Genomic DNA, 16,193 nt, shown 5'->3' on the forward strand with positions numbered 1-16,193 from the left:
TATGCTTCAATCATGGGTGACGCTATAAAGATTCGGGATCGAAGGCAGCGGCTGGCCTTAATTGCGGCATTGCTTCGTGCACTCGGCGTGTTCTCGGCAGGGGTGGGGACGGCATTTCTGTTCTTTGTGTCGGCATACCCGCTCGGATTGGTCAGCGCCTACCCGGCACCACCTGCTTCGGCAATTGAGGGGCCACTGGGGTTTGCACAGAGAGTTGCGGACGTTGATGATCTCTATCGCCGCACGGGTGAGCCGATGCAGCCATATCTTGAGCGTCTGACAACGGCGGTCGCGCGTGGAATGGTACACTATTGGACAGAAGGTGACCGCTGGTCGGAGGCCGATGCGTCCTACACCCGGATCGGGGTTTTCGACAATTACTTGCTCTGGATGCTCAGCTTTCTTTCGGAATATCGGGAAAACCTGGGGAACTATGAATTTGTAACTCCCCGAAAGGCACTGGATCGCGGCTATGGGTTCTGTTCCCAGGTTTCGAAGATCGTCTACTCTGTCCTTGCCGATCAGGGCATCGAAGCGACGATCTACAGTGCGCCCGAGCACACTGTAGTTGAGTCAAATGGCAACATTCTCGATTCCGACTATGGTGTCTTCGTTCCTCACTCGCTTGAGGATGTACAACAAGACCCGTCGATCATCGACACGTACTACGCGCAATTCGGGCCGATGCTGCCTCTGCTAAGAAGGGCGTATGGTCAGGACTGGCAACCGCTCGGAACTGCCGAAGACTTCAACGGCGTGCGTGCGTACGAGGCAAAGTTCGAACGCCTGAAATGGGCTCCGCCGCTTGCGTTCCTTGCCATTGGTATTTTACTCGTCACCATCGGCATTCTGCTCCAGTATCTTCTTGTAGGACGCGGCCGGCTTGTGCTGCAGCGGGTTCGCGGAATTGCTCGGTCCTCTTGATTTCGTTTGCTCGTGACCATTTCTATAAGCCATCGCCTCGCAGAGGCTTCCGCTTGCAAGCGGCTGCGCCTAGCGGCAACCGGCGACCAATGAGGAAAGGCGGCGGAGCGGATGACGCTGCGAGAGAAATTTCCGATGACTGATGCTGAAGGCCAACAGTCGGCTGCCGGGCCTTCTGCCGCACTGGCTAGAAAGCCTCGTCGCAAAGTACTCTTTGTCATCGGAACGCTTGACCTGGGCGGCACCGAGAGCCAGCTCGTGCTGCTTGCCAAGGAATTGAAGCAGCGCGGCTGGAAGGTAGAAGTCTTTGCGCTTTCACAAGGAGGTGTTCTCTCGGAGACGCTGAATCGCGCCGGGATCCGGGTATTGTACGGACTTCATCGGCCGAATCCCCTACCTGCGTCGCCGACAGTGGCCAAAGTGGGTGCCAAGTCGGGCGCGGCGCCGACGAGGCGCCCGAGTGTGAAGGCGATGCTGGTTCTCGGCGCAGCCGTCACTTCGCTTGTCCTGCGCATCGTCTTGACCCGGCCGCGCGTGGTCCACGCCTTCCTGCCGCTGACCAATTTCCTGGGCGCCTTGGCGGGGCGGGTTGCGCTGGCGCCATTTGTCATCACGTCGCGACGCGGTCTCGGCAACCATCAGGAACGGTGGCCCAGGCTCAAGCGAATGGACCGGATCGCCAATCGGCTTTCCCATGTGGTGGTCGCGAATTCGCATGCGGTCGCGGCCGATATGGCGGCTCGCGACGCCTATGATATCGACAGAATAAGGGTGATCCCGAACGGTCTCGATCTCAGCCGCTTCGATGACATCGTCCATCGCCGGGACGAAACCCGGCGGCGGCTCGGCCTCAGCCAGGACGAAGTCGGCATCATCATAGTCGCGAATTTAATCCCATACAAAGGGCACAGGGATCTCATTCAAGCATTCGCTCTTGCGAGCGAAAGCCGGCCGAATCTGAGGCTGTTCATGGCGGGACAGGACCGAGGCATCGGGCCGGGCCTGGCGGAAGAGGCACGGCGGCTCGGCGTCGGATCGAAAGTCCATGCATTGGGATCACAGAGCGAGGTGCCGGAATTGCTCGCCGGCATGGATGTTGGCGTGATCGCCTCCCATGAGGAAGGTTTTTGCAATGCCCTGATGGAAAAGCTCGCGGCGGGTCTTCCTGTTGTCGCCACCAATGTCGGCGGAAATCCGGAGGCTATCTCCGGTATGCCGGGTTGTGTATTGGTGAAATCTCGTGACCCTGCCGATCTGGCTCGCGGGCTTCTAGCCGTTCTCGACCGATTGCCGGAGCCGACAGCCGACCGGGAATTTAGGCAACGGATGATGCGCGAGCGGTATTCGACAGGAGCTATGGTCGACGCATATGAACGCCTCTATCTCGTGGGCTGACGAATGAGCGGGATTGCCCACTCGGAACGCTCGGCGAGCTCGACGCATCCGTTGCGGGCGATCCTGACGAGCATCTCGGCAGGGCTTTGCGCGTTCGTCATCGTCATATACCAGTCCTGGTTCATGCCATACTTTCTGCCGTTCTTCACCGGGCGGGACGAGTTCGCCAGGCTGGTGTTCCATGCGCTCTATGGCGGCGTGCTGATTGTTTCGATCGCCGTTCTTGTGACGCGTCGAGACGTGCGTAGCGCGATCCTTCTGCTTGCTATCACCGCCGCCATGGCAGTCGTCCCGGTTGCGCTTCATCCGATCGGGATCGTCGCCAAGTGTTACCTGATCACACTTTTCCTCGGCGGCGCGGCGATTGTGCTCATGCTTGCCTCAGCTCCCGCAATCGTGTTGCGCCTCTCGGCGTCAGTCACAGCGCTCAATGCGGTGGTTTGCTTGCTCGACCTCCTCTTTGCCAGCGGCTTCACCAACACGCCTGGCCGGGCCGCCGGTTTGGCGGTCAATCCCAATATCGCAGCGGCCGGACTTCTGCTTGGGGCTGCGGCGAGCTACCGCGCCGTCGCACAAAAGTGGCGTGCAAGCTTCCTCGTGCTCGTAGCCATAACGCTTCTCGCGACGCTTTCTCGCTCGACCCTTCTTGCCGCCCTTGCAACGGTGGCGGTTCCGATTGTCGTCCGCATTTGGCAACAATTTCGCAGCGGCCGTCGTTTTCAGATCGATCTTGGGGGCTTGGGCCGTGCGGTCGTCGTCGCTTTTGCACTGCTGGGGGCGATCGGCATCGCGTTGACCACAAATGCTTCCTTCCGTATTGCCACGGACGAATCCTATGCCGGAATTTTGTCTGTAAGCACGGCGCTCAACGAAGCATCGAAGGCTGTCGATCGATCTCCGCCAGCCGCTACGGTGTCAATTGCGCCACCGCCTGAAGGGGCGTCGGCAAATCAACCGGCTCCGCCTCGGGCAAGTTCTGCTGACACTACCACGCCCCTCGCCGTCGAACCCCCGAGCGGTTCGGCCGCCGCTAAGGGCGGTGCATCCGCGGACGCCGTAAATTCGTCTCCTCTGCCATCCGGCCCCGCGCCCGCGGCTAACCAATCCACGAACGTCGCCAAGATGCAGGCGCTCGGCGAACGGCTGACGGATGAAGGCAAGAGGAACTCGATCTCGGCAAGGGCTCTCTTTCTCGAGCGCGGCCTGCTCGCCTATCGAGAAGGCGGTTTTTTCGGTCGCGGACTTGAACAGGCGCAAGCCCTTGCGCCGCACAACACCTTCGTCCTGTTTGCAATCGCTTTCGGTCACCTCGGCTGGCTGATTCCGATTGGCTTGGTCTGCTTCGCCTTTTGCTTTGCCCGGAACGCCGGTGATCTTGCCATTGGTGTCGCGGTCATGGGGGTGGCGCTGACCTCGCATGACCTCTTGCTGACACCAAGTCTCTTTCTTCCAATCGCGCTCGGAATTGGCGGCATGCTCGCCGCACGAAAACTGGCTGCCGCAAAGCCGTCGCCGACAGAGAAAGGCGAGCCTTGGAGCTTTGCTTGCGGAACAGTGGCAGGCGTCGCCGCCTTCGGGGCCGGCTGCATCGCGATACTGCTCGTCACACCACCGCTTATTACCGGGCGGCTGCAGAACGAAACCATGTTTGCCGCCCGAGGCGGATACGAAACGCTGCTTCCGCGGCCACAATTTCCCGGCCTTTTCCAGTTAGGCAACCTGACTGGCACTTCGCCTTTGCAAGCATCCTATCTGCGCGAAAACGGAACATCGCTACATCGCGTCGGCTGGTCTTCTCACGCATGGCCTGCCGTCAGGCAGGGCGAGTATACTTTTCGCCGGCCGGATGCTGTGCTGTTCGCGCCCACGGATTCGAGCGACCCTCGCAGCAATGACCGAACCTACGAGGTCGCCGTTCCGCTGTCGGTCAGTGCACTATGCTTCATTCTTCTGGGCACGATCATTGCATGGTCGATTGCAACTGTGGCTGCCGTGACGCCACTAACAAGTCGGTCTAAAGCCTCCGGATGATTTTCGGAACAATAAGTCTCGCGCCGAAGATCGACAGGTGATGATCGTCGACGTAGAGGCTATGTCCGGCGCTGTCGTCGCATGGCACAGAGCTGCGGGCTCAATTGCTCATGCTGGTTGTCGAAGGCTGCATGGCGTTCGCTGTCGATACACGAGTTCGCCCGTCGGCTGCGGCTAGGGCCTGGTGGAGACCGATCGTTCGCGCAAGGCCGACGTCGGTCTCCGGTGTCAAGTTTCGGCGCAGGTGAGCTTTGTCGCGGTAAATGAACTCGCCATTGATGTAGGTGGCGCAATGCCTGTCCGGACACATGCCTTTGAGTGGATCGACGAAGAACACCCCATTTTCATCCGCAAGCGACTCTAACGCGGTCACCACCGGCGACCAACGCCGTAGGATTTGCTCGCTATCCATGTCTGTCGAACAACGTCTCAGCATGCCGCTTTCGCGCATTGCCGCGCAGGACGTCAGATCCACGCCTGGCACAGGCACCTGTCCAATGATTCCGATGCGTCGTTGCCGAGCGGTGATTTCTTTTACGAGGCTGAGCAAGCCATCGCGCAACAGCAGGACCCTGTCCGCCTGCCGGCCGTCATCGGCGACGACATTGGTGTCAGCAAGGTTTGTCCAGGCGGAAGACAGGACCACGAGGTCGATATCTTTTCGCTGTCTCAGCATATAGACGACCGCCTTTCGGGAAGACGCGCAGCTTTCCTGGTAGTCGGGGTGCTCTGGAAAATCGCGATGGACACCTTCTCCGAATGCGGCCGGGCACGCGCGATAAAGAAAGAAGGCGGTATTCTCGTGCTGGCCGGCAGCATCGAACAGCGGGGCGAGGTGTTCGGCGTGGCTATCGCCCCACAGGACGGCGTGATGTCTCGCTTTGCCCCAGGGCGCCCCAAACGCGCAAAACGTGCTGCCCAGTTCAGGAATGACGACCGTCTGTGGACACGGCCAGTCCCACATCACCTCGAGGCTGCGCATTGCCTCGGCTTCTTTCGGAATCCTGCTGGTGAAACCGCCGGCTTCGAAGATCGCATTGCCGCTCAGGCAAACTATCACCGCAGCGGCAACACCGGCGGCAAATGCCCTGGATGGAGGCGCCCGCAGACGGCGAAGGGGTTCCTCGACGAACCGCCAAGAGAAATACGCCGCCAGCCCTGCCACGGCGACAAGGACAGACGCCTCTGCCGTCGTTGGCATTGCGGTGCCCGCATAGTGACGGAAGAAGACCAGGGTCGGCCAATGCCAGAGATAAAGGCTATAAGAGATCTTTCCCGTCGATCGCAAAGGCGGGCTCGCAAGCAGCGCCGAGACCGTTGACTGCGAACGCGCCCAGATGAGCAGGACGGCGCCGATCACCGGAAAGAGAGCACTCAAGCCTGGAAACGGTTGGCTCGGCGATAGCCAGATGGTGCTGGCGGCGACCAGGCAAAGGCCGACCAGTCCGAAAACCTCGGAAGCGCCCCGGCGGCGAAGGGGCGCCGCAAAGACCAGCAGGCCGCCGAGAGCCAGTTCCCAAGCTCGGCTGAAGGGAAGATAGAACGCCTGTTTTGGATCGATCGCCACCAGATGGAGGGCAATCGAGAAACTAATCAGTGCGACGGCACAGATGAGCGCGATGACCGGCAGATGGCGGCCCCGCGCCAACCGGTTCGCGGCCAGAAGCAAAATCGGCCATGCCAGGTAGAATTGCTCTTCGACGCCCAGCGACCAGAGATGGAGCAGCGGCAGAAGCGCCGACTCGCGATCGAAATAGCCCGTATTCCAGAGAAAGTAGTAGTTTCCCAACCCGAACGTCGAATAGGTGGCACTGCGCCCCAAGTCGGCATAGTCCCCGGGGAGCAACAGAAACCATCCCGCAATGAGCGAGAAGCAGATCGTTACCAGCATCGCCGGCAGAATGCGGCGCATGCGCCTGGCGTAGAACTCGATCAGGGACAGTTCGCCGCCTTCAGCCACCAAAAGGCGGGTGATCAAGTAGCCAGAAATGACAAAGAAGATATCGACGCCGACGAAGCCGCCTCGAAAGCCGGGCACGTCAAAATGGAAAAGAATGACGGCGACCACTGCGATTGCGCGCAATCCGTCGATATCTGGCCGATAGTCGGACTTCACGGCTCCCTCCGGGTTATTTCCCGGCCTCACAGCCCAATTGCGTATCATGAGTCGATGGCCGGACATATGCAACGGCGGCACCCGCGATTCGACTTACAAGTCGCATTTCGAGAAACGTGGGGATACCCTCACAATTTGTTTCGCGGTGGAGCGACGAAAACCTAAACATTGGTGCGCGTGTGCCAGAATCAGTCCTGCTCCTGGACCGGGGCATCGGACCAGTGGCGGCTTTTCGGAGGGAGTATTCATTCGTCAATGATATCGGGGCGATGAAAACTTGGTCGCTTGATAGAAAAACGGGTTGTTCGTCCCGTCCCTGACTGTATAGAAGATTGTCCCGTGCGTTGCGAGGCCACGGGTCGTTCTGGAGGCTGTCAACGTTGGACAACCATAGCGCGGACATGGTTGAATTCGGCCAGCACGGACATGTGTTGGTTACTGGTGGCGCAGGCTTCGTAGGGTCGGCACTGGTCGATATGTTGCTTGCGCGCAATTGCACCGTGACCGTTGTCGATGATCTTTCGAACGGCCTGCTTCGCAATCTGCCGACTGGTGACCCTCGCCTGACGATCCGTACCTTCAGGGTCGGCGATCCGGCATATAATGGGGCGGTCCAGGATGAGGTTGGCCTTGCCGATGCCGTCTTCCATCTGGCGAGTCCGATCGGCGTTGAGCGTGCTCACAAGGAACGCTTCGCCGTCACCAGCGGCATTCTCGAATCAGGCTGTTCAATCGTCGAAGCATGCCGGCTGCACAGGCGCCCGCTTCTTTATACGTCGAGTTCAGAAGTTTACGGCTCCGGTCGGGACCGGCCAATCACAGAGTCCGATCCAGTTATGACGGATCTCCGACCGCGATGGGGTTATGCCGCTGCCAAGGCAGCCGTTGAGCATCTGGTTGCTGGACTGTTTTTCGATTTGGGCATCCCTAGCTGGATCGTTCGACCATTCAACATGGCCGGACCGCGCCAGCGCTCGGCGACCGGCCTCGTATTGCCAGTGTTTGTCAACGCGGCGTTGCGGGGCGAACCGCTTGTGGTTCACGACGATGGCGAGCAGAGGCGCGCGTTTCTCCACGTAGCCGATGCCGCCGAGGGGTTGCTTCTGGTGATGCAGTGCCGGTCGTTGCGAGGCCGGCCAGTCAACCTGGGCGGCAGCGAGGCGGTTCAGATTGGAAATCTCGCCAAGATGGTGGTTGACGCCACCAGGACGAGTGCGCCCATCGTTATGAAACCTTCCAGTGCGGTCTTTGGTGAGCGGTTTGCCGTGACGCATGACCGCGTGCCTGACACAAGTCTGTTGACCTCCATGACCGGATGGCGACCACTGCGAAGCACCAAACAGACAGTGGTCGACTGCATCGAGCACATGCGTGCCGAACGAGCAATGGCTTGACACCTGGTCCATTGGTCCCGTTCATCGGGGCTCTGCTCATATCGGCCGTTTGTGTGTGGCTGTTTGCGCGTCTGGCGATACGCATCGGAGCGGTCTCAAAGGTCAAGAGCGACCGATGGCACACATCGGGCGAGGTTCCCCGGCTGGCAGGGCCGGCCATGCTGATCGCGATGTCTCCGTGGCTTCCGGTTGAGTATATTCTTCTGCTGGCTGTTTTCTGCCTGATCGGCGCGCTGGATGACGTCCGATCCCTTTCCGCCGGTGTCAAGGCAGCGGCATTGGCCGCTGCCGCGATTTTAGCTGGCATCATTACAGGTCTGTGGTGGGTCCCGATCGTCATTTGGATAGCTTGCAACGCGGTCAACATGCTCGACCATGCGGATGGTCTTGCCGCGAGTGCAATCACGGCCGCCTTCCTGGGGCTCGGCGGCGATATCGGGATGGCCGGCGCGGGTGCGTGTGTCGGGTTCCTTTGCTTCAACTATCCGCCCGCCCGCGTTTTCATGGGCGACAGCGGCAGCCTTCTCCTCGGGGCGGCAATCGTGCTTCTTGCCTCGAAAAGAGGTTTTGACGCCTCGTTGGCGTGGATTGCCGTCCCGCTGATTGATGCAATATTCGTAACGACTCGCCGCCTGCTACAGGGGCGCAGGCCCTGGATGGGCGGCACGGATCACCTTGGTCATAGCTTGCTTCGGATTGGTGTGAACCGTCAGGTTTTGCCGGCTATCTACGCAGTGACGGCACTGGCGATAGGGCTGACATTTTCTGCTTTGGCTAATCCTTAGGCCGCTCTTCGCGATACCGATGGATCAGACTCGGCGGCTCCGCTCATTGTCTGCTACGAACGCCTGCCGGACCCACATCAGCGGCTCGCTGGCTGCCGAGCTCACGCAGATTTGCAGAATCGGCTTGAGGGCGGAGACGCGAGGCCGTCGTGGCACGGGTGGGCCCCGACACTGATCGCTACGGGCAGACGCTGTTGATTTGGCAAGCAAAACGCGCCGTTAAGCTTCATGCAATCTATGCAGCATAGACTGCCCGCCAGATTGCGAGGCACCATGAAGCGCAAACCATTATTGCTTTTCGCCTTCCCGGCCTTTGTCCTGCTGATCCTGGCGGCGGAGCGAATGGCCACGATCCTGCTCGGAACCTATCCCGCAAGCCCCGGTATGTGGAAGGTCTGGCTCACCTTCCACCCATCGTCCGGAATGGTCTGGCAGCAGGTCGATGTCTATCTGGGAGGGTCGATGGTCCTGGATTTCGCCCTGCTGGGTGCGGCGCTGGGGATCTGCTGGATGGCAAGTCAGGCCAGAAGGTCGGCCGCTTTCTTTCTTGCCAACCATGGCACCTTGATCCTCGCGGCGTTGATGATTTTGATCGGCGGCCACTCGCAGACCGCCAGCACCATTGCCGGGTTCTCGGCGCCGAGCGGCTTTCAGTTCTCACTGACGATGGACTTCACCTGGCTGAACTGCCTGCTGGCGGTCATCGGGGTTACGGCGTGCGCCTATTGCCATTTTGCCTATATGCGTGAACTCGGCATGCGCGTTGAACCGATGCGTGTCCGGCTCATGGCACTGCAGAGAGATTTCTAGCGCAGCGTGGCCGAGGCCAAAGCTAGTTTATCTTGTGATAGGTGACCTTGCCTTCCGGGGATACGATCCGCTGGTAGTTGGAACTTGGCGGGGGAGGCGCTGCCGGAGCCGGCCTCCTTCGCGTTGAGCGCGGCATATCCTCGGTGGCCGGTTCCGCCTCGGTGGCGCTGGCAACCGCCGCCGTATCTTCGGCGGGCGGGGGGAGCTCCACGACGCGCGGCTCGTCGCCACCGTGATTTCCCGACATTTCCGGTGCCTGCTTGGCGATGCTGGCGTTGACCTCGCCGAAGCTCGCCCGCAACCGGTCGTCCAGCGCCTCGAACCGGCTTTGAAATCCGTTGTTGACCGTGTCCAGCCGCGCGCTCATTCGCTGCTCGAACTGGCCGAGGTCCTCCAGCCGCGCCTCGATCGTACGCAGGTCGTTGATGCCACGGTAGAGATAGACGGCAGCGGTGGCGTTCAGAAGGGCAAACAGCGCCAGGCCGACGCAGACGGCAACGGCCACTCTGAACCGGCTCTTCTCCTTGTCGAGCAATGGCGGTTCGACCGCCGCCAGCAGTTCATCGGGATCGCTGATCGTTGTCATTGGACCACCACCTTGGTGCCGACAGGCACGCGCCTGAAAAGATCGATGACATCGGTATTGGTCAAGCGAAAACAGCCCGACGTGCCGTCGAAACCCACGCCCGAAGGGTCGTTGGTGCCATGGATGCGATAGAGCGTGTCGCGACCGTCCCGAAGCAGATAGAGCGCCCTTGCGCCGAGCGGATTGTACGGCCCCGAGGGAACCATCTCAGGCAACTCCGGCCGGCGGGCGCGCATTTCCTTGGGCGGGCGCCAAGCCGGCCATTCCGTCTTTGACCCCACCTGGACCGTACCCGTCCAGCCAAACCCATCGCGTCCGACGCTGATCCGGTAGCGCAGGGCCTCGCCCTTGCCGGTCACCAGGTAGAGCGCTTTTTCCTGCTTGCGGATGATTATGGTTCCAATCTTCTCGGCCGTGGGAAACGCCACCGTCTTGCGCAGGCTGGGACCCATCGCCGGCAAAGGCGGGCGGCTGTCCGCCCACGCGCTCTGTCCGGCTGGAAGCGCCAGCGCCAGGCCGAGGAGGCAGGCGGCCGTCAGTCGAAAGCGATGGCCGCTAGCGGGCCGCATCGTCGAGCCGCTCGCGGAACATCCTCTTCAGATCCTTGTTGAAGCGGGCCCGGCCATCCACTTCGGACGGCAGCATCGCGCGGTTCAGGGCGTCGGCCAGCAGGGCGTTGTCGAGGCTGACCGATTTGATGTTCGGCGCCTTGAAGATCTTCTCCAGCTCGCCGCGCGAGAAGTGGTTGCCGAACCATTTGCGCTTGTGCTTGTTGGCCACCAGCGTGATGCTGACGTTATTGCCGCGCAGCTCGCGGATCTTCTTGTAGAGCCGTTTGCCTTGCCGCAGCGAAGCGACATTGAGCTCGAAGACGATGAAGATCTCGTCGCTCGTCGACAGCACGGAATTTTGCCAGGGCGTTTCGATGTTCGGCAGGTCGATGACGATGTCGTCGAAACGGTAGGCGACAAGATCGAGCAGCCGGAAGACGAAATCGGCGCCCTGCCGCTCGAACGGCAACTGCGGCCGCTCGAAGGCATAGAGCGTCAGGCCGGAAGGCCGCGACAGCTTGATGACATCCATCAGTTCGACATCGAGCCGTTCCGGCTGGCCGATGATGCCGGCAAGGTCGAACTGGTTGAACAGGTTGAGATAGGCGCCGCAATTGGCACTCTGGAAGTCGAGGTCGACCAGGCAGGTCGAAGCCGCGCGCTCGGTCGATTTCGAGGCCAGGAATTCAGCTGCCGACAACGCCAGCGTCGTGGCGCCGGCGCCGCCGCTGGCGCCGACGAAGGTGATGATTCGGCTTTTGGTACCCTGGTTGCCGCTGTCGTGGAAGGTGACGGCGTTGAGCAGTTCCTTGCCGTCGAGCGGCTTGTGCAGCCAGTCGGAGGCGTTCATGCGCACCAGCACGCGCGTCTGTTCGGACGTCAGCTCGTCCGAAACCGCGATCAGCGGCACGGTTGCCCACAGTCCACGCGCCTCGACAATGCCTGGATTGCCAAGCAATTCGCCATTGCCGAGATCGAGGATGACGATGCCCGGGCGCGTCTCGGCCGGCGGGCCTTTGAGGAAGTCGCCCGTCTCGGCAACCCGCACGTCATAGATCGCCAGCGCATCGAGCCGGGTCGCCACATCGCGCTTGAAATTCGGATCGGAGGAAAACAGCGCGACCTGCTTTCGCTTGGTGGGCAGGACCTTGGTGTTGATGGCGTTCATGGATAGGTGCTTTTCATGTCTTCGCCCGTGACCGTGCTCAGCATGGAGGGCATGGTGATGGTTCCGAATCCGAGAAACCCGGCCAGAAAGAAGAACTGGAAGGGATGATTGACGATGCTGACGGTGATCGTTGGCACCGGCCCGCTGGGGCGTGTCCAGTAACCGAGGCCTGAAGCCTGATATTGGATCTGGACCTCGGATTTCAGAAGGGTTGGCAGGAATGTCAGCATGCCCGGCCGGGAGCTGCTGCCGCTAAAGATAAAGTCGAAAGCGGCTTGGCTCACATTGAGGTTCTGGCACGTGGCGCCTGTTCCGCAGCTGCAAGATACTGCTCCGGCGGCACTGGCGGTACAGATGTAGCTGTAAGTGTTGGCTGGAACCGCCTTTCCCACGTCCAGTGGGTCGCTGGGGGTTTTTGCCTCGAGCAGAAGTCCGCTGGCGATCGGAGCGGAAATCTGCGCCAGCCTGGCGCCAGCCTGCACCGCCTTGTTTCCGGCATTCCATTGGTAGAAGGCGTAACCGAAGTCGACGAAACCAAGCAGCAGAGTGAGCAGCACGGGCATTGCGATGGCCGCCTCCACCATTGTCGCGCCGGATTGGTTTCTCCAGAACCTGCCGCGCGACATCACCATCCCAAGACACGCTCCTGATGGAAAACATTGAGCGTAAGGGCACCAAAGCCAAGATAAGACCAGAGGCCCAGGGTGGGATATGGATATGCGGTGCTGACCTGCACGACAACGACAGTGCCGGTGCTGCTGAGATAGAGCTCGGTACCGGTCGTGGGATCGATCGCCTGGAGCGATTGTACTGGCGTGACGGTGACTTGACCCACGGTCCACCCGGTAACCCTCTGGCTGCCGTTCGTGACGGCCCCGTTTACCGCGAGGTTTTTTGCCAACGTTGAACAAGTATTCCAGTCACTGCTGCAGCGCGCCATATAGCGAGCGGCATCCTCGACGCCAGCTGCGAGAAGCAGGCGCGTGTTGAAGATGTTCGAGAATTCGAAGACGCCGGCCGACAGCAGCAACACGAGTGGCATGACGATCGCTATCTCGACCAAGGCAGAGCCTTGTTCGTCATGGTGGAACCGCTGGAGGAACTGCCTTAGTTTGATGAACATGGCGCTACCGGTACAATTGCGCTTCGTTGCGAAACGCCTTGTCGACAAGGGTATTATTGGCAAAGGCGCCATCCACGTCGACGATCTCCAGACTGATGGGTTTCTCGCCTGCGGAAGGATCGTCTGGATCCTTCGTGTTGTCCTGCTTCTGAACCGGCGTGTTAATGAACACGCTGACATAGCCGTCCGGCTTGATCGAGACGTGACCGTTTAGCTTGTCCTCGTTGGCGAGGCAGTTGACGATCGCCATGTTGAGCAGCCGGCGATCTGGATCGAGTGTCGGGTTAGGACCCTTGTAGCAGGATGGATCGCCGCTTTCCTTGGTCGGATTCAGCGACTTGTCACCGACAAGGCTTTTGGCGATCTCGTACTTGTAGACGTCATATCTTGATGCGGGAGCGCTCGTGGAGCCGGTCGGGTTGGTGGTGCTGGGGACGTTCGGATACGCCGTCCCGTGGTTGACCTGCCAGTAGCTCGTCCAGAAGCTCTGCGATCCGATCGCGTCGGACATTCCCTTCGCATCGACGTAGTTGGTGCCCGGAGGCAAAGGCAACGCGGTGTTGTCCGTCACGGGATCGTACTTGCTGCAGCCGGTCTTCTGGCCCTTGCGAACGTTGGTCGCCGGCCTGTAATTGAAGTCCTTGCTGTCGTTGTTCAACGAGCCGCTGTAGAGATCGAATCGGGTGTTGAGGCCAGTGTTGACCTGGCCAAGGGTGACGCCGGTCTTCGTGGTCAGTGCGTTGCGATTGTAACAGGTTCCCGAGGTGCCGATCGCAATGGCATCTCGCAGCGAGCTGAGATTGTTGTCGATCAGGCCGAAATTGCCGGGGCCAGGATTGGAATCGACTTTCAAAATACGGAACTCTCGCCCGTAAGTATCGCCCGAGGCAAAGGCTTGCTGGATCGTCTTGCTGGTCGAAGAATCCGCTGTCTCGAACGGGTTGCACATGAACAGGGGAACGGTTTCGCAGATTGATTGAACGAACCCGGCCACCGCCTGCGGCTGGATATCCATGGTGTCCCTGCTGCCGACCAGACTTGCCGGAAAGATCGTCGCGAAGGCACCTGCGCCAGCCGCAACGCCGGAAGCGTTGATCGTGACTTCAGCGAATGAAACAGCCTTGGGATCGGTGCTTGCCCAGTTTGTGCCATCGGCATCGACGCCGGCAGCGCTCAATGCGGTTTCGTCGCTGGCGGGGATGCCGGTCAGATAGGTGACGGTCATATCGGCTAAAACCAGCGGATGATCCCCCGATGTCGAAAACAGGGTGTTGTTGGTGACGAGGGTTGTCACGGCCAAGTTGGCCCGGGTGATGGAATCCGATCTGCCGTCCAGTTCCGCGGCGGCGGCAAGCGCCATCGCATCGACGCCCTTCTGCAGATCGTTGTGGAGCCCGTTGACCCGGCTCATGTCGATGGCAAGCACCGAGAAGCCGATGAGCACAGGTATCATAATTGCCACGAGGATCATCGCTATGCCGCGTTGATCGTTCCAGAAGGCTCGAATGGTCCCCAACATGACCTTACTCTCTGCTCTCTCGCGCAAGGGCCCCTCGCATGCCCAGCGCCCTCCGCATCCTTCCGTTCAGTTCACGGCGTCGTCACACCCGATCCACCGACATTGACCGTGATGGCCGGCGGTGGCGGGGGTGGCGGCGGAAATTTGTAGTTGTGCGCGATAGCGGCGGCGCGCGTGCCGTCGCCTTCGATATGCGTGTTCCTGGAGGCCGGATTGAGCGGGTCGACCGTCTGAAGCATCGAGTTGAACTTCTGCGTGTCGCCGGCGGCCAAGGTCACCGTGTCGTAGTGGTTCAGATAGTCCGCGGCGCAGCCCGAAAGCGACCCGGCGCACAGAATGAGGATCAAGGCGCTATTTCTTGACATAGAGCATCTTGTCCTTCGATTTGAAGTCCAGCATGTGGCCGTACGGGCCGGTGACGCCGTCGCCTTTTTCATATTTGCGGATCATGTCCTTGTTCACTTCGAGCTGCCCGAGCAGGAAGAGCTCCGGGTCGTTGGCGGGCCGGGTCTTGTCGAAAGGCGTCGCCAGCTGTTCGCCGGGCTTCACCGGCCGCACGAGGTGCGGCGTGACGATGACGACCAGTTCGGTCTCTTCCTTCTGGCTGCTCGAGTTGCGGAACAGCGTGCCGATGACCGGCACCTGACCGAGCCACGGCACCTGCTCCTGCAGCCTGGTGATCTTGCTGGACAGCAGCCCGCCGACGGCAAAGCTCTGACCATCGCGCAACTCGACCACGGTTGACAGTTTGCGGTTGGTGAAGATCGGATCGCCGGCGCTGGTGAAGCCGGTCAGGTCGCTGACCTCAGGGGCAAGGCTGATATGGATTTTGTCGTCGTCGAGCACGACCGGCGTGAACAGAAGATTGACGCCGAATTGCTTGTACTCGATCTGGACCTCGCCATTGGCGTCGACGCTTCGGATGGGGACCTGGCCGCCGGCGTTGAAGCTAGCTTGCTCACCGGAAAGCGTGGTGAGGTTCGGATTAGCGAGCGTCCGCACGACGCCCTTCTCTTCGAGCGCTTCAATAATCAGGTCGACCTTGATGTTGCTGTCGATGATCTGGGTGATCAGTGTCGCGAAAGGATTGCTTTTCGACAGCAAACCCGTCAGCAGGGTCCCTGGGGCCGTTCCTGTTGGCGTGGTAGCTGCGATGCCCGTTCCAAAATGAGTTGCATTGCTGTCCCTGCTTCTGAACGACACACCGAGATCGCGGCCGGCGTTGCGCTTGGCTTCCAGCACACGCACTTCGAGATTGACCTGCTGGCTGTCGTCGACAGTGACGGAATTGATGATGGCGTCGGGACCATATTGCTGGGCCACTTCCATGATCGCCGACAGCGTGGCGCCGTCCTTGACATGGCCGCCAAGCCTGACCTTGCCGTTGATCGAGCCGATTTCGATGCGCGACCTCGGCGAAACCTGACGGATCGCCGCCGCCATGTCGCTGACATCGACGCCGACCTCGATCTGGATGACGCCGAGCGAGCGCTTGTCGGGCGAGAACAGGTTGACCGTGGTGGTGCCGGCACCCTTGCCGATGACATAGAGCGTGCGGTCGGTCATTGGCTGCGCATCGGCGATCTTCTCGTCGCCGACGACGATGTCGCCGAGATTGGCATTTACCTGGATTGTCACCGATTGCGACATCGGCAGGAAAACACGATGGACGCTGGGGTTGGACACGTCGATGAAGCGGTCAGCCGCCTCGGCCACGAGGCTCGACAGCAAAAACGCCACCAGACAGGCCAACGCGCCCGCCGCCATCCTCAACCAAGTCCCCTGCATCCC

15 protein-coding genes are annotated in these 16,193 nt (G+C 60.4%); 6 read left to right on the top strand and 9 right to left on the bottom strand.

Annotated elements, in window-relative coordinates; translation table 11 throughout:
• Window positions 1-12: 12 nt before the first annotated feature.
• The 3 genes from EN851_RS17205 (at window position 13) to EN851_RS17215 (ending at window position 4,350) form a co-directional block, all read left to right on the top strand.
• Window positions 13-924 carry a hypothetical protein gene (locus EN851_RS17205; protein WP_135929649.1) on the top strand — a complete coding sequence of 304 codons (912 nt, stop codon included), beginning with the start codon at window positions 13-15 and terminating at the stop codon, window positions 922-924.
• A 111-nt stretch (window positions 925-1,035) separates the two neighbouring features.
• Window positions 1,036-2,319: a glycosyltransferase gene (locus EN851_RS17210; protein WP_135929650.1), complete on the top strand. Its 1,284-nt coding sequence runs from the start codon at window positions 1,036-1,038 to the stop codon at window positions 2,317-2,319.
• Between the two features lie 3 nt (window positions 2,320-2,322).
• A complete protein-coding gene (locus EN851_RS17215) occupies window positions 2,323-4,350 on the top strand; it encodes an O-antigen ligase family protein (protein WP_135929651.1) in 2,028 nt (675 codons plus the stop codon).
• A gap of 100 nt (window positions 4,351-4,450) precedes the next feature.
• Here the strand turns inward: EN851_RS17215 and EN851_RS17220 are convergent, their stop codons facing one another.
• Window positions 4,451-6,466, bottom strand: a complete 2,016-nt coding sequence (locus tag EN851_RS17220) for an acyltransferase family protein (protein WP_189521873.1) — start codon at window positions 6,464-6,466, stop codon at window positions 4,451-4,453.
• Between the two features lie 380 nt (window positions 6,467-6,846).
• Between EN851_RS17220 and EN851_RS17225 the strand changes: the two genes are divergently transcribed.
• From EN851_RS17225 to EN851_RS17235, 3 genes are all read left to right on the top strand, one after another.
• Complete coding sequence (locus EN851_RS17225; RefSeq protein WP_135864959.1) at window positions 6,847-7,860, top strand: NAD-dependent epimerase/dehydratase family protein; 1,014 nt, start codon at window positions 6,847-6,849, stop codon at window positions 7,858-7,860.
• 158 nt (window positions 7,861-8,018) lie between these two features.
• Complete coding sequence (locus EN851_RS17230; protein WP_245464228.1) at window positions 8,019-8,645, top strand: MraY family glycosyltransferase; 627 nt, start codon at window positions 8,019-8,021, stop codon at window positions 8,643-8,645.
• Between the two features lie 273 nt (window positions 8,646-8,918).
• On the top strand, window positions 8,919-9,455 hold the full coding sequence (locus tag EN851_RS17235; protein WP_135929653.1) for a hypothetical protein: 537 nt from the start codon (window positions 8,919-8,921) through the stop codon (window positions 9,453-9,455).
• Window positions 9,456-9,477: 22 nt separating this feature from the next.
• Here EN851_RS17235 and EN851_RS17240 read toward each other — a convergent pair whose 3' ends face one another.
• From EN851_RS17240 to EN851_RS17275, 8 genes are all read right to left on the bottom strand, one after another.
• The gene (locus EN851_RS17240) at window positions 9,478-10,041 is read right to left on the bottom strand and encodes a hypothetical protein (RefSeq protein ID WP_135916052.1); all 564 of its coding nucleotides are present in this window, start codon (window positions 10,039-10,041) and stop codon (window positions 9,478-9,480) included.
• Window positions 10,038-10,610, bottom strand: coding sequence for a L,D-transpeptidase (locus tag EN851_RS17245; RefSeq protein ID WP_127275394.1), 573 nt, complete (start codon window positions 10,608-10,610; stop codon window positions 10,038-10,040). Before EN851_RS17245 ends, EN851_RS17240 begins: the two co-directional genes overlap by 4 nt.
• Window positions 10,597-11,760: an AAA family ATPase gene (locus EN851_RS17250; protein WP_135929654.1), complete on the bottom strand. Its 1,164-nt coding sequence runs from the start codon at window positions 11,758-11,760 to the stop codon at window positions 10,597-10,599. Before EN851_RS17250 ends, EN851_RS17245 begins: the two co-directional genes overlap by 14 nt.
• A complete protein-coding gene (locus EN851_RS17255) occupies window positions 11,757-12,392 on the bottom strand; it encodes a TadE/TadG family type IV pilus assembly protein (RefSeq protein ID WP_127870457.1) in 636 nt (211 codons plus the stop codon). The genes EN851_RS17250 and EN851_RS17255 overlap by 4 nt, the downstream gene beginning before the upstream one ends.
• Window positions 12,386-12,883 carry a TadE/TadG family type IV pilus assembly protein gene (locus EN851_RS17260; RefSeq protein ID WP_189521875.1) on the bottom strand — a complete coding sequence of 166 codons (498 nt, stop codon included), beginning with the start codon at window positions 12,881-12,883 and terminating at the stop codon, window positions 12,386-12,388. The genes EN851_RS17255 and EN851_RS17260 overlap by 7 nt, the downstream gene beginning before the upstream one ends.
• A 4-nt stretch (window positions 12,884-12,887) precedes the next feature.
• Complete coding sequence (locus EN851_RS17265; RefSeq protein WP_135929656.1) at window positions 12,888-14,402, bottom strand: pilus assembly protein TadG-related protein; 1,515 nt, start codon at window positions 14,400-14,402, stop codon at window positions 12,888-12,890.
• A gap of 71 nt (window positions 14,403-14,473) precedes the next feature.
• Window positions 14,474-14,749 carry a hypothetical protein gene (locus EN851_RS17270; protein ID WP_245511741.1) on the bottom strand — a complete coding sequence of 92 codons (276 nt, stop codon included), beginning with the start codon at window positions 14,747-14,749 and terminating at the stop codon, window positions 14,474-14,476.
• A gap of 4 nt (window positions 14,750-14,753) precedes the next feature.
• A complete protein-coding gene (locus EN851_RS17275; RefSeq protein WP_135864972.1) occupies window positions 14,754-16,190 on the bottom strand; it encodes a type II and III secretion system protein family protein in 1,437 nt (478 codons plus the stop codon).
• Window positions 16,191-16,193 lie beyond the last annotated feature (3 nt).

This window comes from Mesorhizobium sp. M8A.F.Ca.ET.208.01.1.1 (genome assembly GCF_004791315.1).
Lineage (GTDB): Bacteria > Pseudomonadota > Alphaproteobacteria > Rhizobiales > Rhizobiaceae > Mesorhizobium.